20 protein-coding genes and 1 pseudogene are annotated in these 24,568 nt (G+C 72.0%); 14 read left to right on the top strand and 7 right to left on the bottom strand.

Features of this window, described 5'->3' with window-relative positions; all coding sequences use genetic code 11:
- Positions 1–4: 4 nt before the first annotated feature.
- On the top strand, positions 5–214 hold the full coding sequence (locus AC2CHG_RS00555) for a hypothetical protein (protein WP_484523926.1): 210 nt from the start codon (positions 5–7) through the stop codon (positions 212–214).
- Between the two features lie 66 nt (positions 215–280).
- Positions 281–1,045: an aminoglycoside adenylyltransferase domain-containing protein gene (locus AC2CHG_RS00550; protein WP_484523925.1), complete on the top strand. Its 765-nt coding sequence runs from the start codon at positions 281–283 to the stop codon at positions 1,043–1,045.
- 8 nt (positions 1,046–1,053) lie between these two features.
- Here the strand turns inward: AC2CHG_RS00550 and AC2CHG_RS00545 are convergent, their stop codons facing one another.
- The 4 genes from AC2CHG_RS00545 to AC2CHG_RS00530 form a co-directional block, all read right to left on the bottom strand.
- Positions 1,054–3,522 (bottom strand): FtsX-like permease family protein, encoded by a 2,469-nt coding sequence (locus AC2CHG_RS00545; RefSeq protein ID WP_484523924.1) that lies wholly within the window; start codon positions 3,520–3,522, stop codon positions 1,054–1,056.
- Positions 3,519–4,268, bottom strand: coding sequence for an ABC transporter ATP-binding protein (locus AC2CHG_RS00540; RefSeq protein WP_194800762.1), 750 nt, complete (start codon positions 4,266–4,268; stop codon positions 3,519–3,521). Before AC2CHG_RS00540 ends, AC2CHG_RS00545 begins: the two co-directional genes overlap by 4 nt.
- A gap of 129 nt (positions 4,269–4,397) precedes the next feature.
- Positions 4,398–5,081, bottom strand: coding sequence for an ABC transporter ATP-binding protein (locus AC2CHG_RS00535; RefSeq protein WP_194800761.1), 684 nt, complete (start codon positions 5,079–5,081; stop codon positions 4,398–4,400).
- Complete coding sequence (locus AC2CHG_RS00530) at positions 5,078–6,169, bottom strand: ABC transporter permease (RefSeq protein WP_484523923.1); 1,092 nt, start codon at positions 6,167–6,169, stop codon at positions 5,078–5,080. The genes AC2CHG_RS00535 and AC2CHG_RS00530 overlap by 4 nt, the downstream gene beginning before the upstream one ends.
- 171 nt (positions 6,170–6,340) lie before the next feature.
- On the opposite strand from AC2CHG_RS00530, the gene AC2CHG_RS00525 reads away from it, so the two are divergent.
- The 5 genes and pseudogenes from AC2CHG_RS00525 (at position 6,341) to AC2CHG_RS00505 (ending at position 12,103) form a co-directional block, all read left to right on the top strand.
- Positions 6,341–7,561 carry a sensor histidine kinase gene (locus AC2CHG_RS00525; RefSeq protein ID WP_194800759.1) on the top strand — a complete coding sequence of 407 codons (1,221 nt, stop codon included), beginning with the start codon at positions 6,341–6,343 and terminating at the stop codon, positions 7,559–7,561.
- Positions 7,558–8,196, top strand: a complete 639-nt coding sequence (locus AC2CHG_RS00520; protein ID WP_194800757.1) for a response regulator — start codon at positions 7,558–7,560, stop codon at positions 8,194–8,196. The genes AC2CHG_RS00525 and AC2CHG_RS00520 overlap by 4 nt, the downstream gene beginning before the upstream one ends.
- 140 nt (positions 8,197–8,336) lie before the next feature.
- The gene (locus AC2CHG_RS00515; RefSeq protein ID WP_194800756.1) at positions 8,337–9,440 is read left to right on the top strand and encodes an FUSC family protein; all 1,104 of its coding nucleotides are present in this window, start codon (positions 8,337–8,339) and stop codon (positions 9,438–9,440) included.
- Between the two features lie 1,261 nt (positions 9,441–10,701).
- A pseudogene (locus AC2CHG_RS00510) lies at positions 10,702–11,573 on the top strand (IS701 family transposase).
- Positions 11,534–12,103: a hypothetical protein gene (locus AC2CHG_RS00505; RefSeq protein ID WP_366623820.1), complete on the top strand. Its 570-nt coding sequence runs from the start codon at positions 11,534–11,536 to the stop codon at positions 12,101–12,103. The pseudogene AC2CHG_RS00510 and the gene AC2CHG_RS00505 overlap by 40 nt, the downstream one beginning before the upstream one ends.
- A 31-nt stretch (positions 12,104–12,134) precedes the next feature.
- Here the strand turns inward: AC2CHG_RS00505 and AC2CHG_RS00500 are convergent, their stop codons facing one another.
- On the bottom strand, positions 12,135–13,085 hold the full coding sequence (locus AC2CHG_RS00500; RefSeq protein WP_281600642.1) for a helix-turn-helix transcriptional regulator: 951 nt from the start codon (positions 13,083–13,085) through the stop codon (positions 12,135–12,137).
- A 58-nt stretch (positions 13,086–13,143) separates the two neighbouring features.
- On the opposite strand from AC2CHG_RS00500, the gene AC2CHG_RS00495 reads away from it, so the two are divergent.
- The 3 genes from AC2CHG_RS00495 (at position 13,144) to AC2CHG_RS00485 (ending at position 15,499) form a co-directional block, all read left to right on the top strand.
- Positions 13,144–13,887, top strand: a complete 744-nt coding sequence (locus tag AC2CHG_RS00495; RefSeq protein ID WP_194800752.1) for an alpha/beta fold hydrolase — start codon at positions 13,144–13,146, stop codon at positions 13,885–13,887.
- Positions 13,888–13,973: 86 nt separating this feature from the next.
- Entirely contained in the window at positions 13,974–14,495 is a 522-nt protein-coding gene (locus tag AC2CHG_RS00490) for a SigE family RNA polymerase sigma factor (protein ID WP_484523922.1), read from the top strand.
- 44 nt (positions 14,496–14,539) lie between these two features.
- Positions 14,540–15,499: a hypothetical protein gene (locus tag AC2CHG_RS00485; protein ID WP_484523921.1), complete on the top strand. Its 960-nt coding sequence runs from the start codon at positions 14,540–14,542 to the stop codon at positions 15,497–15,499.
- 146 nt (positions 15,500–15,645) lie between these two features.
- Here the strand turns inward: AC2CHG_RS00485 and ygiD are convergent, their stop codons facing one another.
- Positions 15,646–16,491 carry a 4,5-DOPA-extradiol-dioxygenase gene (gene ygiD / locus AC2CHG_RS00480; RefSeq protein ID WP_484523920.1) on the bottom strand — a complete coding sequence of 282 codons (846 nt, stop codon included), beginning with the start codon at positions 16,489–16,491 and terminating at the stop codon, positions 15,646–15,648.
- Positions 16,492–16,648: 157 nt separating this feature from the next.
- On the opposite strand from ygiD, the gene AC2CHG_RS00475 reads away from it, so the two are divergent.
- Entirely contained in the window at positions 16,649–17,737 is a 1,089-nt protein-coding gene (locus AC2CHG_RS00475) for an epoxide hydrolase family protein (RefSeq protein ID WP_484523919.1), read from the top strand.
- Positions 17,738–17,816: 79 nt separating this feature from the next.
- Here the strand turns inward: AC2CHG_RS00475 and AC2CHG_RS00470 are convergent, their stop codons facing one another.
- Positions 17,817–18,980: an MFS transporter gene (locus tag AC2CHG_RS00470; protein WP_484523918.1), complete on the bottom strand. Its 1,164-nt coding sequence runs from the start codon at positions 18,978–18,980 to the stop codon at positions 17,817–17,819.
- A 225-nt stretch (positions 18,981–19,205) separates the two neighbouring features.
- Here AC2CHG_RS00470 and AC2CHG_RS00465 point away from each other — a divergent pair, with 225 nt between their 5' ends.
- From AC2CHG_RS00465 to AC2CHG_RS00455, 3 genes are all read left to right on the top strand, one after another.
- Positions 19,206–22,481: an AfsR/SARP family transcriptional regulator gene (locus tag AC2CHG_RS00465; protein WP_484523917.1), complete on the top strand. Its 3,276-nt coding sequence runs from the start codon at positions 19,206–19,208 to the stop codon at positions 22,479–22,481.
- 48 nt (positions 22,482–22,529) lie between these two features.
- The gene (wrbA, locus tag AC2CHG_RS00460) at positions 22,530–23,171 is read left to right on the top strand and encodes an NAD(P)H:quinone oxidoreductase (RefSeq protein ID WP_194800745.1); all 642 of its coding nucleotides are present in this window, start codon (positions 22,530–22,532) and stop codon (positions 23,169–23,171) included.
- 332 nt (positions 23,172–23,503) lie between these two features.
- On the top strand, positions 23,504–24,565 hold the full coding sequence (locus AC2CHG_RS00455) for an SMP-30/gluconolactonase/LRE family protein (protein WP_484523916.1): 1,062 nt from the start codon (positions 23,504–23,506) through the stop codon (positions 24,563–24,565).
- Positions 24,566–24,568 lie beyond the last annotated feature (3 nt).

Raw genomic sequence — 24,568 nt, 5'->3', positions numbered from 1 at the left:
CGGCATGAGAACGATGCTGGTGTCGCTCGCGGTGATCGTGGTGGTGGTGCTCGCGCTCGTCGTCTTCGTCGCCCGGCGCGACCGGACGAGGCGCCCGTCGGACGAGGATTCGGCTGCGGTTCGCCAGGCCGGCGCCGACCGGCACCGGCACGACGCGCAGCGGCAGGTCGCGTCGGGCCTCGCCGAGCGGCACCGCAACCCGCCGAGCACGTAGGCACGACCGGCGGTGCGGGCCGGTTTGTCGGTGGCCCCGCGGCGACCCGTCGCGCACGATCACCTGGTGGTCCCACCCGACACCGTTCTCTCCGACCTCCGCGAGGCGTGGCGCCGCACGCTGGCGGGCAGGCTGCTGGGCCTGTACCTGCACGGGTCGCTCGTGACAGGCGACTTCGACGTGAACCGCAGCGACCTCGACCTGCTCGCGGTCCTCGCCGACGACCCGGACGAGAAGCTCCTCGACGTACTCGCCGACCTGCACGCGGACCTCGAGCGGCGGCACCCGCTGTGGGCGGGCCGGATCGAGGTGGAGTACGTGTCACTGGCCGCGGTGCGCGCCGTTTCCGGCCGGGACCACCTGATCGCCCGGATCAGTCCCGGGGAGTCGTTGCACCTGCTGCCCGCCACCACCCACCGCGTCGTGACCTGGGCCGCCGTGCACGACTACGGCCGTACGCTGCTGGGGCCGCCGGCCGGCGAGCTGCTGCCCGCCGCCGACCCCGGCTTCGTGCGCGCCGCTCTGCGGGACCACGTCCGCGACTGGCCGGCCTGGGTACTCGAGATGACCCCACCCGGAGCCCAGTCGTACGCGGTGCTCACGCTCTGCCGGGCCTACCAGCGCATGTGCGACGGGCGGCAACTGTCCAAGCGGCAGGCCGCCGAGCGGACCGCCGCCGCCCTCCCGCGATGGGCGGACCTGATCTTCTGGGCACGCGACTGGTGGTACGACTCCGGCCAGGACAGCGATCCCGGCCGGTTCGACGAGGTCCGGGCGTTCGTGCACGAGGTCAGCGCCGCCATCCTGGCCGAGGAACCCGACAGGCGGTGACACCGCTCCTACTCCTTCAGGCCGATGTTGTCGATCGGCGGAGCGCTGAGCAGCCGCCGGACCGGCCACACCGTGCTCACCAGCGCCAGCAGCGCCGTACCGCCGAGCACCGCCGCCCACCCGAGCGGCGGCACGTACGGGATCGGACTGCCGGTCAGTCCGTTGACGATCGCGCTCAGCGTCAGCACCGCGATCGTCGCGCCGATCAGCACCGCGGTGCCGAGCAGCCCGGCCTGTTCGGCCCGGACCATCCCGCGAATCTGACGCCGGGTGACCCCGACCAGTTGCAGCAACGCCAGCTCGCGGCGGCGGGCCAGTGCCGCCATCACCATCGTGGTGGCCGCCGCCAGCGCCGCGTACCCGACCATCACGCCGATCAGCAGCCGGTTCAGCCAGGCCCCGAGCGCCAGATCGGTGCCGAGCAGGCGCGTACGGGTCGCGGCGTCGAGAATCTCGGTGCCGGGCCGCGCCGCGGCCCACGTGGCCAGCGCGGCGCCGGCGTCCGGGCCGCCGCGGACCAGCACCTCGTCGACGGTGTTCGCCGCCGTGTGCCCGGCGACCGTCTCGGCGGCCACTGTGACGTCGCCGAAACCGAGGCCACGGTCGTAGATCGCGATCACGTCCAAGGTGACCGGGGTGCCGTCGCCCAGCCAGAGTTCCGCCTTGTCGCCGACGTCCCAGCCGGACGAGGACGCCTGCATGGTGGACAGGGCGACGGTACCGGCACCCAGGTCGGCCAGGGTGCCCCTGCGCACGGCGAGGTCCATCGTCGACGTCACGCCGGCCGGGTCGACGGACAGCGCGGCTACCGGCTCGATGCCGCCGAGCGCCCGCACCACGACCTGGGTGCGGCGTACCCCGGTGGCCGCCTGCACCCCGGCCAACTCGCGGATCTCCCGCGCCGCGTCCCCGGGAAGTCCGCCCGGAGCGACGAGCACCCGCTCGGCGAGGGTTCCGGCGCTGCTCTGCGTGGCGGTCTGCCGCTCCAGGTTGTCCTGCAGGAACCAGACCGAGCCGCCGAATCCCACGGACAGCACGAGGGCGGTCAGGACGGTAGCCATGCCCTGCGCGTTCGCCCGCAGGTTGGCCGCGGCCAGGTAGCCGCCGGCCCGCCAGATGCGCGGCAGCACCGGGGTGAGCAGTCGTGCCGCGTACGCGTTGATGTGCGGTGCGAGCAGCGCCACCGCGATGACGAACAGGTAGAGCATGCCGACCGCGCCGGCCAGCGCCCCGGCCGACCCGGCGCCGAGCGTGAACGCCCCGGCGCTGCCGGCCGCCGTCAGCGTCAGCACGCCGGCGATCGGCCGTACCGGGCCGCCACGCCGGGGTTCGACGGCGATCTCGCCGAGCGCCTCGACCGGCTTGATGGCGGTGACCCGGCGTGCGGCAATCAGCGCGGCGACCACCGCCACCAGGACGGCCGTACCGATGGCGGCCGGCACCGCGAACAGACCGCCCGCCATCGGGAAGCCGGCCGGCACGAACCCGCGCCCGACCAGTTCGCCGTGCACCCAGCGGGCGGCCGGCAGGCCGGCCGGGCCGCCGATCGCGGAGCCGGCCAGGGCGAGCAGCGTGGCCTCGGCGACCAGCATGCGGCGCACCTGCCCCGGCGTGGCGGCGACCGCGCGCAGCAACGCCAGGTCACGGCGGCGGTGCCGGACGGACAGCCCGATGGTGCCGGCCACCACGAACACGATCAGCAGGACGACGTACCCGCCGAAGGCTGCCCCGGCCCCGACCAGCAGGCTCTGGGCGGCCAGGTGGTCCGACTGCTCGGCGTTTCCGCGGTCCTTCCCGGCGTACGCCGTGGCGCCGGCCGCCGACGCGATCTCGCGCACCGCGCCGACGTCGGCGCCGGGCGCCATCCGTACGCCGATCGCGTCCACCCGACCCGGGTGGGCGGACAGGCGCGCGGCCTGCGCGTCGGTGAAGAACACCGCCACCGCGCCGGTCTCGGCGGTCCCGCTCACCCGGTACGACCGGCCGATCCCGCCGACGACAAGGTCGATGCGGTCGCCGGGCACCACGCCCAGCCGGGTGTCGGCCACCACCTCGTCGTCGTTCCGGGGCGCGGCGCCGGCGGCGAGGGGGCGACCGGTGAAGACGTACGTGTCCCAGCCGTGTCCCACGGCGGCGGGTGAGCCGATCAGCACCCGGTCGTCGCCGGTGACTGCGGTGACGCCCGGCACCCGGCGGATCCGGTCCACCAGGCCGGCGTCCACAGTGCCACCCTCGGGCAGCGTCACCGTGCTCGTGGTGGTGTCGCCGTCGAACTCCCGGAACGTGTGGCTGATCGTGCGGTTGGCGACGACCACGTCGGCGCTCGCCCAGAGCCGCGGCTCCGGGCGGAACCGCAGCCCCGATTCGACGAGCGAGCCCATCGCCACCAGGATCAGCACGCCGACGATCAGGGCCAGCAGGGTCGCGGCGGCGGGGCCAGTGCGGTGCCGCAGCAGGCGGGCGGCGAGGCCGGTCATCGGAGGACCCGCCCGTCCAGCGACGCCAGGTGCTCGGCGATCCGGACGGCGCCGAGCTGCGGGAGGTCCGCGACCATCGCACCGTCGGCCAGCACCAGCACCCGATCCGCGTACGAGGCGGCGATCGGGTCGTGGGTCACCATCACCACCGTCTGCCCGTGCTCGTCCACGACCGCGCGCAACAGCGCCAGCACCTCCGCCGCGGTCCTCGAGTCGAGGGCGCCGGTGGGCTCGTCCGAGAAGATCACCTCGGGGCGGGTGGCAAGCGCCCGGGCGATAGCCACCCGCTGCTGCTGACCGCCGGACAGCGCCGCCGGCCGGTGGTGCAGCCGATCGGCGAGGCCGACCCGCTCGACCACGTGGGTCAGCCAGGCCCGGTCCGGGCGGCCGCCGGCCAGGCGCAGGGGTAGCACGATGTTCTCCTCGACGGTGAGCGCGCCGATCAGGTTGAACGCCTGGAAGACGAACCCGATCCGGGTACGCCGCAGCTCGGTCAGGCGCGTCTCGGACAGCCCGGACAGGTCGGTGCCGCCGAGGACCACCCGGCCGTCCGTGGGGCGGTCGAGCCCGGCCGCGATCTGCAGCAGCGTGCTCTTGCCGGAGCCCGAGGGCCCCATCACCGCGGTGAAGGTGCCCCGGCCGAAGTCGACATCGACGCCCGCGAGCGCGGTCACCTGGTTGCGGCCGGTGCCGTACACGCGGGTGAGTCTTTCGACGCGTACCGCCGGCTCGACGGTCTGTCCCATTCTGGTGGTCTCTCTCCGTGTCTTCGGCAGGATCTGCGCGCACCAGAAACGCTATTGAGCTGGGGGAACAGCGACCATCCAGCGGGCTGCCCAGTCCGGGTACAGCAGGCACCACCTTCGACCCGTACCTCAGCGGGCCGGCGTCGGAAGGTGAAGGCGGCCGTCGTGGACTTCGGCGACCTGGTCGACGGCGGTGAGGTTCGTGCGGTCGTGGGTGACCAGGACGGTGGCGGTGCTCTGCTGGTGGGTGAGACGGGTGATCAGCTCGATGACGGCGGCGCCGCGTTCGTGGTCGAGCGCGCTGGTGGGTTCGTCGACGAGCAGGACGGTGGGGTCGTTCATCAGGGCGCGGGCGATGTTGACGCGCTGGCGCTGGCCGCCGGAGAGCTGGTGCGGCCGGCGGTCGGCCTGGCCGGCGAGGCCGACCGCGTCGAGGAGTTCCACGGCGCGGGTACGGGCTCCGGCCGGTCGGCGGCCGTCGATCTGGGCCATCACCTGGAGCTGCTCGGCGGCGGTGAGGGAGGGCAGCAGGTTGGGCTGCTGGAAGACGATGCCGATCTTGTGGCGGCGCAGGTCGGCAAGTTCGCCCCGCGTCATTCCGGTGGTGGCGGTGCCGTCGATGGTGACGGTGCCGGAGTCGGGGGTGATGAGGGTCGCCGCGACCGCGAGGAGGCTGGACTTGCCGGAGCCGGAGGGGCCGATCACGGCGGTCAGGCTGCCCTTGGGTACGTCAAGGGTGACGCGGTCGAGGGCGGTCAGGCGGCCCTCACCGTCGGGGTAGGTGAGGGTGATGTCGGTCAGGTTCAGGCTCATCGGGCGCTCCCCAGGGCGGTCAGCGGGTCGACGGAGGTGATCCGGCGGATGGCCAGAGCGGCGCCGAGGGCGCCGAGGACGACGATCACGGCCGCGGGAAGGAGGACGGTCACCGGGGTGAGGAGGAACGGCACCGTGGACCCGGCGACGAGGGCGCCGAGCGCGGCGGCGATGCCGGTGCCGAGCAGGGTGCCGCCGACGAGCAGCACGACGGCCTGTCCGAGGGCGTCCTTGAGAAGGTTGGCGGTGGGGGCGCCGAGTGCCTTGAGCACTGCGACGTCGCCGCTGCGCTGGATGGTCCAGACGGTGAAGAAGGCCCCGATGACGAGGGCGGAGATGGCGAACAGGAAGCCGCGCATCAGCTGTAGCGAGCCGTTCTCGGAGGTGTAGGAGCCGATCGCGGACAGTGAGTCGGCCACGGAGACAGTCCTGGTGCCCGCCTGCCGGTCGGTGGCTCCCGGCTCGGCGTCCGAGGTGGTGGTCAGGGCGACGACGGTGGCCGTCTGGCTGCCGTCGCCGGTGCCGGCCGGAGGCGCGATCCTCTGCCACACGCCCAGGCTGATCCACACCACGGGGGTGTGGCTGAAGGAGGCGTCGCCGCGTACGGCCGCCACCGTGAGTCGCTGCCCGGCCAGGGTGACGGAGTCGCCGGCCTGCACACCGAGGTCGTCGGCGGCCTTGGTGGACAGCACCGCCGAGCGGTCGTCGATCCGGCCGCTGTCGGGGGCCAGGCGGGAGCCGGACTGGACGCCGAAGGCGGAGACCCCGACGCTCCTGTTCCCGGCGGTGGCCCTGGTCGTGGTGATGCCCAGCGGTTCGGCACCGGTCACGCCGGGGGCCTCGGCCCACTGCCGCCACTGCTTCTCGGTGACAGTGGAGTTGGAGTACGACACGTCCTGGCCCTCGCCGGGCGCCTGGAAGGCGATCCTGTCGACGGGCAGGTCGGTGATGGCGGAGATGTTCTGCCAGCCCAGTCCGGCCGTCAACCCGGACAGCAGCCCGACCAGCAGGGTGATCAGCACGATGACGGTACCCATCAGGGCGAAGCGCCCCTTGGCGAACTTCAGGTCTCTCCAGGCGACGAACACGGCAGTGGCCTGTCCTTTCGGCGGTGGAAGCGGTACGACTCCACGATCGCGGCCGGCGCCCGTGTCCGCGTCTGGCCTAGGGCGGCACTTCGCGGGCCGAAGGACGGCGCCCGGGTTCTAACTTTCGATAGAGGCCCTCGGGGCGCCGGCGTCGGTAACGTGGGACGCACTGTGAGCACCGCTGCCCCTGCCCTGACCCCGACCACCCGAGCCCTGGCCTGGTGCCTGCACCTGCTGATCATCGGCCTGCTCGTCCTGGCCGCCGGCCGGGCGGTGGCCGACGACCGGCCGCACGCCGGCTCGATCGTTGCCGTGGCGGTGGCGTGCGGTCTGGCGTACGCCATCGGGCCGCTCCTCCCCCGCATCCGGTGCTCGCGGCGGGCCGCCGCCTGGTGGCTGGCCGCCGTCGGGGCCGTGTGGCTGGTGTTGCTGGGCCTGTCCCCCGACGCGATCTGGGTGGCGTTCCCGCTGTACTTCCTCCAGCTCCACCTGCTGCCGCGCCGCGCCGGCCTGGCCGCCGTGATCGTCACCGCCGTGGCGGCCGTCGCCGGGTTCGGCGCCCACACCGGCTCCTTCACCCCGGCCACGGTGATCGGTCCCGCGCTCGGTGCCGCCGTCGCCGTCGGGGTGGTGTGGGGGTACCAGGCCCTGTATCGGGAGAGCGAGCAGCGCCGGCAGCTGATCGAGGAACTCACCGCCACCCGGGCCGACCTGGCCCGCGCCGAGCACACCGCCGGCGTGCTCGCCGAGCGCGAGCGTCTGGCCCGCGAGATCCACGACACCCTCGCCCAGGGCCTGTCGAGCATCCAGCTGCTGCTGCGCGCCGCCGAGCGCGCCCTGCCCGGCCGGCCCGGTGCCGCCTCGGGTCACGTCGACGCGGCCCGTCAGGTCGCCGTGGACAACCTCGCCGAGGCCCGCCGCTTCGTCGCCGCGCTCACCCCGCCCACCCTGGAAGGCACCACCCTGGCCGGGGCCCTGGAACGCCTGTGCACCACCACCAGCGCCCGCCACCGCCTCACCGCCCGCTTCCACCTCGTCGGCGACCCCGTATCGCTGCCGACCGCCCACGAGGTGGCGCTCCTGCGTATCGCCCAGTCCACAGTCGCGAACACGGTCCGCCACGCCCAGGCCACCACCGCCGAGATCACCCTCAGTCATCTCGGCGACCGCATCGCCCTTCACGTCGTCGACGACGGGCGCGGCTTCGACCCGGACCACCTGCCCGCCCCCGACGTAGACGGCGGCGGCTTCGGCCTGGCGGCCATGCGCGCCCGCATGGCCGCCCTCGGCGGCACCCTGGCCGTCGCATCCGCGCCCGGCCGGGGCACCGCCGTGACCGCCGAGCTTCCCCTCACCCCGCCCACCAGCACCGAGCCCGAGGGCCGCCCGTGACCGACGACGTCCCCATCCGCCTCCTTCTGGCCGACGACCACCCGGTCGTACGGGCCGGGCTGCGCGCCGTGCTGGAAACCGAACCCGGCCTGGTCGTCGTGGCCGAAGCCGCCACCGCCGAGGAGGCAGTCACCCGCGCCGCCGCAGGCGACATCGACGTCGTCCTGATGGACCTGCAGTTCGGCAAGGGCATGGGTGGCGCCGAAGCCACCGCCCGGATCACCGCCCGCCCGGATGCGCCGCGTGTGCTGATCGTCACCACGTACGACTCCGACGCCGACACCCTGCCCGCCATCGAGGCCGGCGCCACCGGCTATCTCCTCAAGGACGCCCCACCCGAGGACCTGGCCGCCGCCGTCCGCACCGCCGCCGCCGGACGCACCACGCTGGCGCCCACCGTCGCGAACCGGCTGATGAACCGCCTGCGTACGCCGGCCACCACCCTGACCCGGCGCGAGACCGAGGTCATCGCCCTGGTCGCCGACGGTCTGTCGAACCACAGCATCGGCACCCGCCTCCACCTGACCGAAGGCACCGTCAAGTCCCACCTGGCCCGCATCTACGCCAAGCTCGGCGTCGAGTCGCGTACCGCCGCCGTCGCCACCGCCACCGAACTCGGCCTCATCCGCCGCTGACCCCGGGCAGGTGCGGGTCGTCGGCCAGGCCGGCTGCCGGCGTCAGCGATTGAGCAGGTCACGGCCGGGGTAGTGGCCCTCCTCGCGGAAGATCAATCGGCGGCCGGGTCCCGGCCTGTCCGGCGAGAGGGGTACGACCGGTGCGGACCTGGGTGCGCGACGCCGTCGGGCGGTTGCGCGGCGACGGGATGACAGTGGTCGAGCTGACCGCCGCCGCTGTGGTCGCCTGGATCGTGGCGGCGCTGGTGATCCGTCACCCGGACCCGTTCTTCGCACCGACCGCCGCGCTCGTCGTACTCGGCGAGTCCCGCGGGCGACGGCTGCGGCAGACCGTCGAGATCCTGCTCGCCGTGGCAGCCGCCGTCCTCGTCGCGGAGCTGCTGGTGTACGCGCTGGGCCCGGGCACCGAGACGGTCCTGCTGGTGCTGCTGCTGACCACCACGACGCTCGTGGTGATCGGGGCCCGACGTGCCCTGGTCGTGCAGGCCAGCGTCTCGGCCATGTACCTGGTCGTGGTCTCCGCGCCGAACGGGACGCTGATGCCGTTCCGCTTCGTCGACGCGCTCATCGGCGGCGCGGTGGCGCTCGCCGCCAGCCAGCTGATGGCCGCCCGTGACCCGCTGGCACCACTGGTGGCCCAGGCCCGGCGCAGCTACACCGACCTGGCCGACCTGCTCGACCAGGTCAACGCGGCACTGAAGGGCTGCGACGAGGACGCCGCCCGCGCCGCGCTGGACCGGGCGCGGCAGGTGGACGACTGCGTCGCCGAGATGCAGGCCGCGGTGCTCGCCACCGGCGAGACGCTGCGGCTGGGACTGCGCCGCCGGCACCTGGGCAAGCTCGCCGAGGTGGAGGCCACACTGCGGCAGCTCGACTACGCCGCCCGCAACATCCGCGTGCTGGCCCGGGCCGGCGTGACCCTGACCCGCCGGCACACCGCCACGCCGCCGGAGCTGGCCGCCGCGATCGGCGCGCTGACCTCCGCCGTACGGTCGGCTGGTGAGGCCATGGCCCACGACCTCACCGGCGCCGACGCCGACCGGCACGCGCAGCGGGCCGACGCGGCGGCGCTGGAGGCGGTCCGGATCGCCGCGGGCCTGCTGCGGACCGACCCGCCGCTGCCGGTCACCATGATCGTCGGGCAGATCCGGGCGACAGCGATCGACCTGCTGCGCGGCGTCGGCCACGACGACGTGACGGTGCTGGATCGGGTGGACGAGGCGCTCGGCCTGAGCCGGGGGTGACACGTACGCCGCCGGTCCGCTCAGCGGTGGTGGATCGGTGTGTCGAGGTCCGTCAGCCGCCGCCCGGAGCCCCCCGGCGGTCAGGGCGACGCGGTTCGGCACCTGCGGCAGCGGCCCCATCGCGATGTCCGCGGCCCGGGTCAGCAGCAGCGGCTCGACGGAGCCGACAGCCGGCAACGATTGGGCGGCACCGCTGATGATGTCGTCTACACCTGGCAAGGCCATCCTCCGTCCCGCAGCCTGGCGGCCACGTGGGAGCAAGCTACGGCCGCGTCAGCGGCCTCCCCTTTGCCTGTCGGGTTGGGGACAGCCTTGTACACGGCGACTTTGTTCGCTGCCACCAAGTCAGCCGCTCGGAAAGTCTCAGTCCATACAGATTGATCGGGCTCCGGCCGAGCCTGGTGCGATCGTTTACCGTCAGGTTGTTGCCTCTGCCGCTCCCGTGGTCCGCCCCTCTGTGGCCGACGAAGGCGCCCCTCAGAGAGAACACCCACGCCAGAAGCTGCCACGGCCACCTTTGACAGCCGTCCTACGCCCGCTCGTACCCTCGCAAGGCAGCAGCGGCGCGGGCAGCCTTGGGCGGCGTGCCGCCGCCCAAGATCCTTTTCCTCCGGGCCCTCGGCATGTCGGCATGCAAGTTCGTCACCTTCAGGTACTTGGTCCGTTATCAGTCACCGGGGTTGCGACGGGATCTGCACGCTGGGACGATTTATAGCAATGCATCGATCCGTTGGGAGGAATTCCGTTGATTCGTCGTGCCATTGCCCTAACAGTTGCGGCCCTGACTTCAGTCCTCGCAACCACCGCCATCCGCACTATGCCCGCTCATGCCGCGACAGCATACGCCAGCTGCAACAACGATTGGGTCGCCGTGAAGAACTATAACAAGATCCCCGTTTACAGTTCTTATAGCAGCACCAAGGTTCTTCGGGGGTATCTTGTGCGGCATACGATAATCGCCTGCGAACGCCCCATGACCCTTGGCTCACGGTATAACGGTTGCGGGGCCACCAACGCAAACGCCTGGCTCTATGTCGTCGATACCATCGAGACAGGCCTCGTGGGCTGGACCTATGCGACCTGCTTGGAGGATTAGCACTCCAGCCGCAGTTGCCTGATCTAACGTTTCAGCAGCTCACGGGGATGGCTGACGTCGGAGTGGCGGCTGCCGTGTAGCTGCGGATGTCGATGCTATCCGGCGGACGGGTATGCGGCCGCACCGTCTGTCTGTTGTGGTTGGTCGTAAGGCGGGCAGGCTCCCGTGCTTGTGTTGATCGATGAGATCGTGGGCTGGCGGGCGGGTCTGGATGATCTGCTGGCGCGGTTCGCGCACCGGTTCGGGCGTGCGAAACCGCGCCGGCAGGCGCTGGCGTACCTGGTCGGGTTGCTGTCGCCGCTGGCGAGCAAGATCGGCTGGACCCTCGCCGAGGCCGCCGGCGATACCACGCCGAATCGGATGCAACGGCTACTGAACCGGTCCGCGTGGGACCCGGACGCTGTTCGCGACGACTTGTTCGCCTACGTGTCCGAGCACACCGGCCATGACGACGGGGTGTTGATCGTCGACGAGACCGGGTTCCTAAGAAGGGGGTCAAGTCCGCGGGGGTGCAGCGCCAGTACTCCGGCACGGCCGGGCGGACGGAGAACTGCCAGCTCGGAGTGTTCCTGGCCTACGCCAGCCCGGCCGGGCGCACCCTGATCGACCGGGAGTTGCATCTACCCCGCCGCTGGTGCGACGACGCTGCCCGCCGCGAGGAAGCCGGCATCGCCGCCAGCGTCGGGTTCGCCACGAAGCCCGCGCTGGGCCTGCGGATGCTCGAACGTGCCATCACCGCCGGCCTGTCGGCGAGATGGGTGACCGCTGACGAGGCATACGGGCAGGGCTCGAAGTTCCGGACATGGCTGCAGCAGCAGCGCATCGGTTACGTGCTGGCCGTGCCCTGCAACCAGCGGGTCCCGACCACGGTGGGCAGTTCCCGTCCGGACGTCCTCGCCGCAAACGCGCCGGCACTGGCGTGGAAGCGCACGCACCACTGGCCACCGCACGATCGATCTCGGATACCGTGGCTCGGCTGCGATGTCACACTGCCGCAGTGGAGCGCTTTCGGTGTGCGGGCTGCGGGAACACGCTGAGCGTCCCGGTCCGGTTGGTGGAACTGCCGGCGGCGCCGCACTGGTCGGTCCTGGACTGCCACCACGTGAATCCACCACTCCTGGATCCCGGCGCGTACGCGATCGACGAGGCCGCCTACGGCCGTGATCAGCTCACCGGCACCTTCGTCCTCTCACCCGGCGACGTACGCGGGACGCGCTTCGTCCATGACCGTGTCCGCACGGGCTGCTGGTCGCTGGTGGGATGGATCCCCTGCGTCGCCTGTCAGGGCTGCGGGGCCGTGGTCGCCTCGCGGGCCGACGACTGCAGGATGGCCCAGGAACTACGCTTCCATCCAGCGATGGTTGTCCGCGAGCTGTGTGACGACGGCCCAGGCGGCCGGGGCGTCGACCCTTTCGCGCTGATCGCCGACTGGGACCGCCCCGCGCCCGACACCAGACGACACCGCTGGATGCCCGAGCTGACCCGCCCTCGTCCCGAACTCGTCGCCACCCGCTGGGGCGGCCGAGGCGTGCGGGACGCTCTCTTCCGGGACGATCCGCCGGCCTGACCCGGCCGCGCCTGACCACCTCTGCCGCCCCTCAGGCGTCGGCGAGCAGCCGGTTGGCCAGGGCCCGTACCTCGTCCTTGAGTTCGTCCGGTCGGTCGATCGTGAACGACCAGCCGAGCCCGGCGAGCATCTGCGCCGCACCGTCGAGCCGTTCGGCTCGGGCGGTGAGGCGCACTCCGCCGGGCACCTCGGTGAGCGTGCCGACCGACTGCGGGATCCGTCGCTGCGCCTGTTCCAGGCTGGTGTGCAGCACCACGGAGATGTCGTGCGCGTACGGCACTGCTGCCAGACCGGTGAGTACCTGCGTGGTGGGATCGAAGCCGGCCGGGATCTCGAACCTGCCCGGGGTGGGGCGGGCGGTCCCGATGCGGTCGAGCCGGAACGTCCGTACGGCCCGGCGGTTGTGGTCGTGGCCGGTGACGTACCACCGGCCGGCGTGGAAGACCAGCCCGTACGGGTCGAGCCGACGCTCGGCGGACTCGCCGCGCCAGGTGGTGTAGGTGATGTCCACCGGTTGCTGATGTCGGGCTGCGTCCGCGAGCACCAGCAGCACCTCGATGCCGGCCGGAGCGGACTTCCGGACCCGTGCGGTGAAGTCCACGGTCTCCAGCAGCGAATCGATCCGCCGGGCGAGAACGGCCGGCAGCACCCGGCGGATCTTCGCGGTCGCGCTGTCGGCGGCCGCGCCTTCGGCGGTGACCAGCCCGGCCCGGCCGGCGGCCACGAGCCCGAGCATGACGGCGACCGCCTCCTCGTCGGTGAGCATGAGTGGCGGCAGCTTGTATCCGGGCGCGAGCCGGTATCCGCCGTAGCGACCGCGCCGGGCCTCGACCGGGATGCCCAGGTCGGCGAGATGCGCGGCGTATCGGCGGACCGTGCGCTCGTCGACGCCCAGCCGACCGGCCAGGTCCGTGACGGTGAAGTCGCCGCCGGCCTGGAGGATCTCCAGCAACGCCAGTACGCGCGCGGTCGGCCGGGTCACAAATCCCTACTTCCAATCCGGGCGGAACCTGTCCGGTATTGATCGTAGCGTGTCAGGCATGACGACCTTCGTACTGGTTCCGGGGTTCTGGCTCGGCGCATGGGCCTGGCGCCCCGTCACCGCCGCCCTGCGCGCGCACGGCCACGAGGTGTACCCGCTGAGCCTGACCGGCCTTGGCGAGCGCGCCCACCTGGCCCGCCCGGACACCGACCTCGACGTCCACGTCACCGACGTGGTCAACCTGCTGCGCTACGAGGACCTGCACGACGTGGTTCTCGTCGGGCACAGCTACGCCGGCGCGGTCGTGACGCCAGCCGTTGCCGACCGCATGACCGACCGCATCGCCCAACTGGTGTTCGTCGACACCGGCCCGCTGCCCGACGGGGCGGCGAACGAGGACTTCAGCCCGCCCCCGGAGCGTGAACGCAACGCGGCGGTGGTCGCCGAACACGGCGACGGCTGGCGGCTGCCGCCCCCGCCGTGGGCCGAACTGGCGGCGGGAGCAGCAGACGTGGATGACTCGGTCGTCGCGTTGCTCGATGAGCGGTCGGTGGCACAACCGTGGGCGACTGCCACCACCCCGGTACGGCTCACCGGGGCGTGGGAGAAGCTGCCCCGCCTCGGCGTGCTGTCGAGCTTCACCGCCGAGCAGGCACGCGAGATGGCCACCACCGTGCCGCTGTGCCGGCACATGGCCGGCGATTCGTGGCGGTACGAGGAACTGCCGACATGGCACTGGCCGATGCTCAGCCGGCCGGACGAGCTGGCCCGGATCCTGCACGAAGCCAGGCCGACGGCATAGCCCGCGGTGCCCGGGCGACCGTACCCGGGTCACCCGGGCACCGACACGGGGGAACCATCGGGTGGGTCCAGGTCCCTTAATGAGGTATGGGCTTGCTTCGCAGAGCGGAACCTGTCGGCTACGAGGAATTCGTCGCCGGCCGGTATCGCGAGATCGTTCGCTTCGGCGTGCTGCTGACCGGTGACGGACGGCTGGGTGAAGACCTCGCCCAGGAGGGTCTGATCGCGGCCTACCGGTCGTGGCACCGGTTGGGCGTGCCGGAGGGGCGGCCGGAGGCGTACGTCCGCCAGGTGATGATCCGTGCCGCGATGCGGGCCAGGCGCCGGCGTTGGCGCGACGAGGTGCCGACCGGGGAGCTGCCGGACGCGTCCCGTGGTGGGTTCGCGGATCAGTCGGATCTCAGCGTGCAGGTGCTCGCCAGTCTGCGGCGATTGCCTGCCGACCAGCGGGTGGTGCTCGTGTTGCGGTTCTGGGCCGACGCCTCCGAGGCCGAGGTGGCGCAGACCCTCGGCGTCGCGGTGGGAACGGTCAAGAGCCGCACGTCCCGTGCCCTTGCGGCGCTTCGCGCCAGCGGTCTGTTCGCCGAATCCTCCAAGGAGACGCCGTGAATCCCACCCACGTCAGCGAACTGCTCGACCGCGCAGCCGCCTCCGTGACGCCGGCCGAGACCGATCCCGCCTCCCGGCTGGTCCGCCTCGGGCGGCGCAGCGTGCAGCGCCGCCGTCGTGCCTTCGGAACTGCCGGCTCCGTCGCCGTCGCGGCCGCGGTCGCGGCCGTCGTGGCCCTGCCCCAGGTGAGTGCGCCCCCGAAGGGGTCCGAGACCGCGGGGGCCACGGTGAGCCTGGGTGGCCTGTCCGTCGCCGTTCCGGAGGGCTGGCGGACGAGCGAGGTCACCACCCTCGATCCCTGCACCGCCGAGCCGCACACCGTCTACCTCGCCGCACAGTGGGATCCCCGGGCCACGCGACCGACGTCTGTCCCGCCCGGGGCCGCACCCTTCAGGTGCAAGTCGGATGGTCAGGCGTGGATGGCTGTCGTGCAGCAGGGCGTCGCCGCGGCCGTCAGCCCGAACCGGCTGGTCGTCAAGGACGGGCAGCTGATCCAAGTCGATCAGCCCAACCAGTACGCAATCCCGTCCGTGTGGACCTACCGCGCCTTCAACGACGAGATTCAGGCGACGACGGCCTTCATCTCCGGGGACGAGAAGGGCCGCGAGCAGCTGCTCAAGCACGTCACCTGGCCCGCCGGCCCGGCGGCCCCGGCCTCCGGCGGCCTGGTGCTGCCCGACCGCATCACCAACGCCACCACCGAGGCGCCGCCCACAAACGGCATGGTCGTCGCGACGGACGCCAAGACGCTGAACCAGATCCGGACATCCCTCGCCGCGCTGCGCGACCCCGTGCCCGCAGGAGAGGAATGCACACTGCAGAAGCCCGGCGCGGTCGGAATCAACCTCGGCGAAGTCACAGTGATGCTGGGTGACGCGACATGCCCGCAGGCGATCTCGACCGGCGGCGGTCGCGTCCGGATCGCGGCCGGGCTGGGCAAGGAACTGCTGGACCTCATCGTGGCGAGCGACCGTGCCGCGACCGAGCGGGCCACAAAGGATTGACCGAACCACTCCCGCCTGCGGCGGGGGTTTCCGGCCCGCACCGTCGCCACGGCGACGAGCACGAGAGCGACGAGTACGGCGGCGAGCACCGGACCGACCGCGACCGCACCTTGATCCATGGGAGCATCCGACCAGCCGGTGCCCCCTCAGATGTTGGAGCCGTCCGGCGGCAGGCCGGGCGGTGGCTGGGGGGATCCGCCCCGGCCGGCGGCCGGTGGACAGGACATGCCCAGGGTGTAGGCCGTCATCGACAGTGAGCCGTAGGCGTAGCCGTCGACGAGGACCTCGGTGTCGGGGGTGTCCGTGGCCGCGGCCAGACCGGCGAGGTACAACGCGGGGATGAAGTGATCCGGTGTCGGTACCGCAAGGCGGAAGTCCCGGTGGGCGTCGAGGGTCCCGTACTCGCCCGGGTCGGTCAGCATCCGGGCCTTGGCGTCCTCGTCGAAGCGTCGCGCCCAGTCGAAGCCGTCGTCGGTCAGCGCCCAGTCCATGCCGCGCAGGTTGTGCACGACGTTGCCGCTCGACACGATCAGCACACCGCGCCGGCGCAGTGGAGCGAGCCGGGCGCCGAGTTGAAGGTGGTAGTCCATCGGCTTGTCGGCGTTGATGCTGAGCTGGACGACGGGAATCGTCGCGTCCGGAAAGGCGTGCATCAGCACCGACCAGGTGCCGTGGTCGATGCCCCAGCTGTCGACGTCCGCCCCGACCCAGGTCGGATGGACGACGTCACTGACCTCCTCGGCCAGCTCGGGCAGCCCCGGCGCCGGGTACTGCACCTCGAACAGCTCCTGCGGAAACCCGTAGAAGTCGTGGATGGTCCTCGGCCGGGGCATCGCGGTGACGGCCGTGGCGTTGATGTACCAATGGGCGCTGACCACCAGGATCGCGCGGGGACGCGGCACCGCGGCGCCGAAGGCTCTCCACGCGGAGGTGTACCGGTTCACCTCGAGGGCGTTCATCGGGTTGCCGTGGCCCAGGAACGCCGCGGGCATCAAGACATCCAGGGCCGGATGTACGTCTGAAGGCACGTGGACACGATAGTGCCGCCTCGCAGCGGTTCCGGCCTGAATCACGCTCCTCGGCGGATCGGATATCAAGTCTGCCGGATCGTGGCTGCCGAGTGACTCCTGACGATGGGACCATGATCGGGTGACGCCCTTCCACATCGATGTGCCCGAAGCCGTCCTGGACGACCTGCGGGCTCGGCTCTCGCGGACGAGGCTCGCGCCGGCCGCCCCGGGACAGCCGTGGGCTGCCGGCACCGACCCCGGGTACCTGGCAGGTCTGGTGCGGTACTGGCTCGACGGATTCGACTGGCGTGCGGTCGAGCGTGCCCTCAATCGGCACCCTCAGTTCGTCACCACGATCCGCGGAACGCCGGTCCACTTCGTTCATGTCCGCTCGGCATCGCCCGATGCCACGGCGCTGATCCTCACCCACGGCTGGCCCAGCACGTACACGGAGATGCTGCCCCTGGCCTCCCGGCTCGCAGACTTCGACCTCGTCATACCGAGCCTGCCCGGCTTCGTCTTCTCCGGACCACTCGCCGAGGGCCCCACGACCGAGGCGGCTGTCGCGGACGTGTGGGCCGAGCTGATGACCCGTTTGGGCTACGACCGCTTCGGCGCCTACGGCGGCGATATCGGGTCCGGCGTGTCGACGTGGCTCGGCGCCCGCCACGCAGATCGGGTCATCGGGGTCTTCTCGCAGCACATCAAGTTCCCGCCAGCGGACCGCAGGGGCGACCTCAGCGCGGCCGAGGAGGCGTTCGTCGCGATGCTCGACGCGAAGGCCCAGGATGACTGGGGCTACGGAATCATCCAGGAGACACGGCCCGACACCCTTGCGGCAGCGCTGAGCGACTCGCCGGCCGGACTGGCCGCATGGATCATCGAGAAGTACCAGCGCTGGAGCGACTGTGGCGGTGACATCTCCCGCCGGTTCGGCTTCGACGAGCTGCTGACCACCGTGATGCTGTACTGGGTCACCAACTGCATCGGCACGTCCTTCCGGCCCTACCGGGACGACCACCTGGCCCCACATCTGCCAATGGTCGACGTGCCCGCCGGCATCACGGTCAGCGTGGAGGACGCCGGCCTGCCCCGGTCGTTCGCCGAACGCACCTACGCCAACCTCACCCACTGGCGCGAGCCCAGCGTCGGCGGCCACTTCCTCGCCCAGGAAGAGCCCGATCTGCTCGCCGCCGACCTGCGCGCCTTCTTCCGCGCGCTGCGGTGATCCAGAAGCCCAACCGAACGCCGCGCCACGCAGGCCACGACGCCCGAGGCGGCCGACGGTGAACTGCGCGTCGGGGCCCTCAAGTGGTTGGGTGCGAGAGCGTCACGGCAACCACTGGTCCGATCGCAACGCTGAGCAGGTAGGCGAGGTTGAACAGACCCAGTGCTTCGGCCCGGTGGGAGGCGGATACGACGCCGGCCGCGTGCAGGGCGAGTACGCCTTGGCCGGTCGCGGCCGCCAAGGAGCCGAGCGTCATCGCCGCGAGCAGCAGCGGTACGGCGGTGGTGATCGCCGCCAGCAGCAGCGCGGCGGCGCCGGTGACGAGCAACGTGGCGGCCGCGACGCGGCGTGACACTCGCACGGATGCCGCGACCAGGAACCCGGAGCAGATGCCGCCGATCAGGTACGGCGCCAGCAGCACGATCCCGCTCCGGGTGCCTGCCCATCCCGCGTGCTGTCGCAGCAGGTCCGGCGCGGCGTAGAGCAGGGCGAAGTTCCCCACTCCCAGCGCGAAGGCCAGCGCGCACGCCGCGAGGAACCGGCCGTTCCGTGCCATCACAGCAGGCAGGAAGCCGTCCGGACGGACCTTGGTCCGGAACACCAGCAGAGGCAGCAGCACAACGGTGGCCGGGCCGGCCACCAGCGGCCGGTGCGGAATGAGGACGGCTGCGGTGACCAGCATCGCCAGGATGGTCATCCCGAAGAAATCGAACGGCGCCGGCACCGCGTCCGGTGAGGTGGTGCCGCGGCGAGCCGCGGGCACGGCGAGCACCGCCAGCAGCGGCAACGCCAGTGCCGCCTGCCACGAGGAGACGTCGGCGATCAGTGCGCCGGTCAGCGGACCGGTGGCCCCGACGACCGCCAGCGACGCGGCGACCACGCCCATCTGCCGGGCCGAGTCGGCCAGTTTCATCGCGGTCACGGTGAGGCCGGCGGACCCGAGTCCCTGCACCGCCGCGCCGGCCACCATCGCCGGCACGCTCGGGATCAGCACGAGGATGAGCGTCCCCGCGGCCACCAGCGCGGACGCGACGGTCAGGACCGCTCGTACGCCGCGACGGGCGAGCAGCGCCGCCAGCAGCGGCGTCCCCAACGCGATCCCCCAGCCGAAGGCGGTCACACCGGCGGTCGCGGCCTGTTCCCCGCTACCCGTCGCGCGCGCCAGGTCGTCGAGCAGCAGTGCCGGTGCGGCAATCCCGAACGACAGCGGACCGGCCAGCAGGGCGAGCCAGGGTGTGGCCACCCGCCCTGGTGCGAGCGGCCTGTGGCGGGAAGCGGCTCGGCGCCGCTGTAGCTGATCCATGTCGTTCCTCCGGTGTCGGCTCGGTTCAGCCTGCCCGGGGCTCCTTACCACCGGCTGACGGCCGGCTGACGTACGCGTCGGTGACCCCGCGCCGCTTCCCGGTGAGCAGACCGTCGGTCGGCGGACGTTCGCGGGGCGGGACAGCCGGCTGGCTAGTGTGAAGCGATGAGGTTCGGAGTGCTGGGCGACGTCGCGGTGTGGACGTCGGACGGCACACCTGTCGCCGTGCCCGGCCTCAAAGTGCGTGGTCTGCTGGCTGACCTGCTGGTTCACGAGGGGCGCCCGGTGACCGCCGACCGGCTGATCGAGGATCTCTGGGGTGACGAGGCACCCGGCAACGCGCTCGGGGCGCTCCAGACCAAGGTGTCGCAGCTGCGCCGCGCACTGGGGGCGGGCGAGGCGGGCGGCCGTGCGCTGGTCGAGTCCGGTGAAGCCGGCTACCGGCTGCGGACGCCGCCGGAATCGGTCGACGCCGGTCGCTTCGCCGCTCTGTTGCTACGTTCGGGCGCGCAGCGGGAGCCGGCTGTGCGGGCGGCGACGCTCACGGAGGCCCTGTCGCTGTGGCGCGGTTCCCCGTACGCCGAGTTCAGCGACGAGCGGTTCGTCCGCCAGGCGGTCGAGCGGCTCGACGACCAGCGCCTGACCGCGCTGGAGGAGCTGGCCGAGGCCCGGCTCGATCTCGGTGAGCACCACCTGCTCGCCGGGGAACTGACCGACCTGGTCGCACGCCATCCGTGGCGTGAGCGACTACGGGCCGCGCACCTGCGCGCCCTGTACGGCTCGGGACGCCAGCATGAGGCGCTGTTCGCCTACGAGCAGTTCCGTCGGCAGGCGCGCGACGAACTCGGCATCGATCCCGGCAGGGAGTTGGTCGAGCTGCACGGGGCGATCCTGCGCCAGGATCCCGCCCTCCAGCCGCCGGCACCGGCGTCGACTCCGGCCCGGACCAATCTTCCGGCGCCTCTGTCGCCTGGTCCGTACGGCGGGCTGATCGGGCGCGACGGGGCCGTCGAGGCGGTGCGGGAGCGGCTGACGAACGAGCGGCTGGTGACCCTGACCGGTCTGGGTGGGGTGGGAAAGAGCAGGTTGGCGATCGAGGCCGCTCGTGCGCTGGGTGACACGTTCCCCGCTGGCGTGTGGCTCGTCGAGCTGGCCGGCCAGCCGTACTGCGGCGACCACGCGACCTGCACCGAGATCGTCGACATGGTGGCGGCGATGCTCGAGATCCGGGACGACAGCCCGCCCGGCCTGCCCGGTGATCGACCACCGCGCGAGCCGATGGACCGGTTGGTCGCCGCGCTGCGAGGTCGGCGGATGCTGTTGCTGCTCGACAACTGCGAACACGTGGTGGCGCCGGTCGCTCGACTGACCGAGAAGCTTCTCGGCGCCGTGGCCGACCTGCGCATCCTGGCGACGAGCCGCGAGCCGCTCGGGATCCCCGGCGAAGCCGTCTTTCCGGTGCCGCCGCTGACCCTGCCGGAGCCCGGAGCCGGCGCGCGGCAGATCGCCGAGGCTCCGGCGGTTCGGCTCTTCGTGGCCCGCGCCCGCGCCACCGAGCCAGGGTTCACCGTCGATCAGCGGAACACGGACGCGGTCGCCGTCATCTGCCGGCGTCTCGACGGCGTACCGCTGGCGCTGGAACTGGCCGCGTCCCGTCTGGCCGTTCTCGACCCGGGCGAGCTGGCGGCACGGCTCGACGATCGCTTCCGGCTGCTGTCATCCGGCCGGCGCACCGCGCCCCCGCGTCAGCAAGGGCTTCGCGCCGTGATCGACTGGAGTTGGGAGTTGCTGTCACCTCCCGAACGCGCGGTGCTGCGCCGGCTCGCGGTCTTCGCCGACGGCGCCACCCTGGCCGCCGCCGAGCAGGTGTGCGGGGGCGGGCAGGTGGCATCGGACGAGGTCCTCGACGTGCTGGCACGCCTGATCGACCGATCGCTGGTCATGGTGCGGAGCGGCGAGACTCCGCGACGCTTTCGGCTGCCGGAGACGGTGGCTGCCTACGGTCTGGAACAGCTCGACAGCGCCGCCGAACTGCCCGCGACTCGTCGCCGTTACGCTACGTGTTTCGCCCGTCTCGCCGAGCAGGCCGCCGGACGGCTACGTGGGCACGATCAGAGTCGTGCGTTACGTGAGCTCGACGCCGAGAGCGCCAACCTCCGGGCGGCACTCGACGTCGCCGCCACCGACGGTCAGGCCCGCGTGGGCTTGGCGCTCGCGACCTCGTTGTCCTGGTACCGCCTGCTCCGGGGTCGATTCGGAGAGGTGAGCCGGTCACTGCGGACGGCGTTGGACATCGTCCCGAGGAGTGAGGACGACGTCGCGCCGGACGGCCTGCGGCGACATGCGGAGATGTGGCTGGCCGCTCTCGCCACCCGGGACGGCGATCCGACCGCTCCCCGGCAGCGGATCCTGGAGAGCTACCAGGACACCGAGGGGCCGGAGAAGGCGTTCGCGCAGTGGTTGTTCGCCTCCATGATGCTCGGCTCCGGAGATCCGGGCGAGGCCGCCGTCCTGGTCGACGCGGCGCTGGCGGCGTTCCGCGCTGGCGGGGACCGGTGGGGCATCGCTGCCGCCTGCGCCATCCGAGCGGACCTCGCGCTCGTACTCCGCAGCGACCTGCCCGCGGCGCAGCGTGACTGCGAGACCAGCCGGGCGCTGTTCGAGCAGCTGGGTGACCGCTGGGGCCAAGTGCATCCGACGAGCCTGTTGGGAACCCTGGCCGAGATCCACGGCGACTACGATCGCGCCGCCACCCGCTACCGGGAGGCGCTGCGCATCGCCGAACACCTGCGGCTGTGGACGTCGGTGTCCCGGCAGCTGGCATGCATCGGCCGGCTGGCCATCTTGAGGGGCGACCTCGACGAGGCCGCCGTCAGTCACGACCGCGCGCTACAGGTGGCCCGGGAACAGTCGAGCCCCTCCGCCGTCGCCTTCGCCGGCACGGGCCTGGCAATGATCGCGCGACGGCGGGGCGACCTCGACGCGGCCGAGACCCAGCAGCGGGACCTGCTCGACTGGAACCGCCGCGCCGGCTTCCTGCCGGGCTGCGCGCTCGCGCTGGCCGAGTTGGGGTTCATCGCGGAGCACCGCGGTGATGCTGTCCTCGCCGAGCGCCGCCACCGTGAGTCGCTCGACGCGGCGCGCGCCACCGGGGACCAACGGGCGGTCGCCCTGGCTCTCGAGGGCCTGGCCGGTGCCATCAGCCTCGGCGGTGACAGTCGCCCCGCCGCGGGGCTGCTCGCCGCGGCGCGGACGCTGCGCGAGGCCGCCGGAGCGCCGCTGCCTCCCGGCGAGCAACATGACGTCCAGCGCATCACGGTCCGCCTCCGGGAGGCGCTCGGCAGCGACGAACTCACTGCCGAGATGAGCCGCGGCGCACAGCTCGACCTGGTCGGACAGCCGTTCAGCGGCGTCGGTAAGGGGATGGTCAGCGAACGGTAAGCCTGCTCGGCACGGTTGACCGAGAACCGAGCCGACCCAGGAGGCACCATGCAGACCGATGCCAGGATCGCCGTCATCTACTACTCCGCCACCGGCACCGTGCACCGGCTCGCGCAGGCATTTGTCGACGGCGCCGCGGACGCCGGCGCGGAGGTCCGCCTGCGCCGGGTGGCAGAGTTGGCGCCGGAGCACGTCATCGATGCCAAGCCGCAGTGGCGAGCCCACCTCGACGCCACTGCCGACATTCCGGTCGCCACCCTGGACGACCTCCGGTGGGCCAACGGGTACGCCTTCGGCACGCCGACCCGTTTCGGGAACATCTGCTCCCAGCTGCGCCAGTTTCTCGACACCACGACCGTCCCGTGGCAGGCGGAGGAACTGGCCGACAAGCCGGCGACCGGCTTCACCGCCACCTACGAGGAACACGGCGGCCAGGAGGCGACCCTGCTCAGCCTCTACCAGACCTTCCACCACTGGGGGTCGATCATCCTGCCCACGGGCTACCTGAACTACGACACCGCTCACGCCGCCGGCGGAAACCCGTACGGCGTCAGCCAGGTGGAGAGCCGCGCCGGCCGGGATCCGGAGTACGCCAGAGCTGTCCTCGAGACGGCCTGCTTCCAGGGCGCACGCCTGACCCGGATGGCAGCCGCTCTCGCCGCCGCCCGCACGGACAGCAGGCTCGGGTAGGAGCCAGGCGGCCTTCGCCGATGCCGGCGGAATCCATCGGCGTGGAAGCGGTGCGGATGCGGGAAGTCAAGGACCCGGGTGGGGCCGCGGACCCGTCGCCCGCCGCCTCGCGGGCGGTCACCACGAAGGTGTACGGAGTGTCAGCGCTCGACCGGCCAGGTCATCGGGTGCCTGTCGGGGCATGCGCCGAAGGTGATCGTGGACAACTGATGCGGGGCGCCGCTTCCTCGCCTAAGCTGCGTTCCATACGCATCGACACTGATCAATGGTAGGTGATGGTGGGGTCGAGGCCGACCCAACCAAGCATTCACCGACTCCGATGGGAGTACCGGATGACCTGGCGTCCAACCATCGCCGCACTCACCGGCCTGTGCCTGGTGCTGACCACCGCACCAGGCCCCGCCGGTGCCGCGCCCCCAGCATCTCGGGACGCCTCTGATGTGAACGTTCACACCAGCCTGTTCGCCGGCCCACCCGGCGCGCCCCCCGGGGTCTGCCCGGAGGGCGCCGCGTACGGCCCGCCGCTGCCGGCCGGCTCCGTGTCCGCGACGAAGATCCAGAGCGGGTTCTCGTTCCTCGAAGGACCGGTCTGGGTCGCCGACGGCGGCTACCTGCTGATGTCCGACATGGCCGCGGGCACTGGGCCGAACAACGTGCAGCCCTCCACGATCCGCCGGTTCACGCCGCCGGCGACCTTCGACACCTTCATCGCCGACGCCGGCAGCAACGGCCTGGCGCTCAGCCCCGACGCCCAGCAGATCATCGCCGCCACCCACGACCAGCGGAGCGTCTCCGCATACCGGCTCAGCGACCGGACCCGCAGCACCGTCGCCGCCGACCACCAGGGCCGGGCGTTCAACTCACCGAACGACGTCGCGGTCCGGTCCGACGGCGTCGTCTACTTCACCGACCCCAGCTTCCAGCGCGGCAACCGGCCCGACCAGATGAGCGGACGTACCAGCGTCTTCCGCGTCTCCGGCGGCCAGGTGTCGCTGGTGGACGACCGGCTGCGGCAACCCAACGGCATCGCGCTCTCCCCGGACGGCGGCACGCTCTACGTGGGCGCCTACTCCGAGAACAAGATCTACAAGTACGTCGTCCAGCCCGATGGCACCACCGGCACCCGCAGCGTCTTCGTGAACTACCTCGGCGGTCCCGACGGCGTCACCGTCGACTGCGCCGGCTACGTGTACTGGGCCTCCGGCTCGGACGGGCTGGTCCACGTCTACTCGCCCGCCGGCGCGCAGCTCGGCACGATCCGCTCCGGCGGCGCCGGCACCACGAACGTGGCGTTCGGCGGACCCGACCGGCAGACCCTCTACATCACCTCCGGCCGGACGAACGACTCGGGCCTGTACAGCGTGTGGCTCAACGTCCCCGGCTACCCGTACTGACCA

The sequence above is a fragment of the Micromonospora sp. ATLC20 genome, assembly GCF_057196585.1.
Note: the sequence above shows the minus strand (reverse complement) of the source record. Positions and strands in the feature narration are given on the sequence as shown.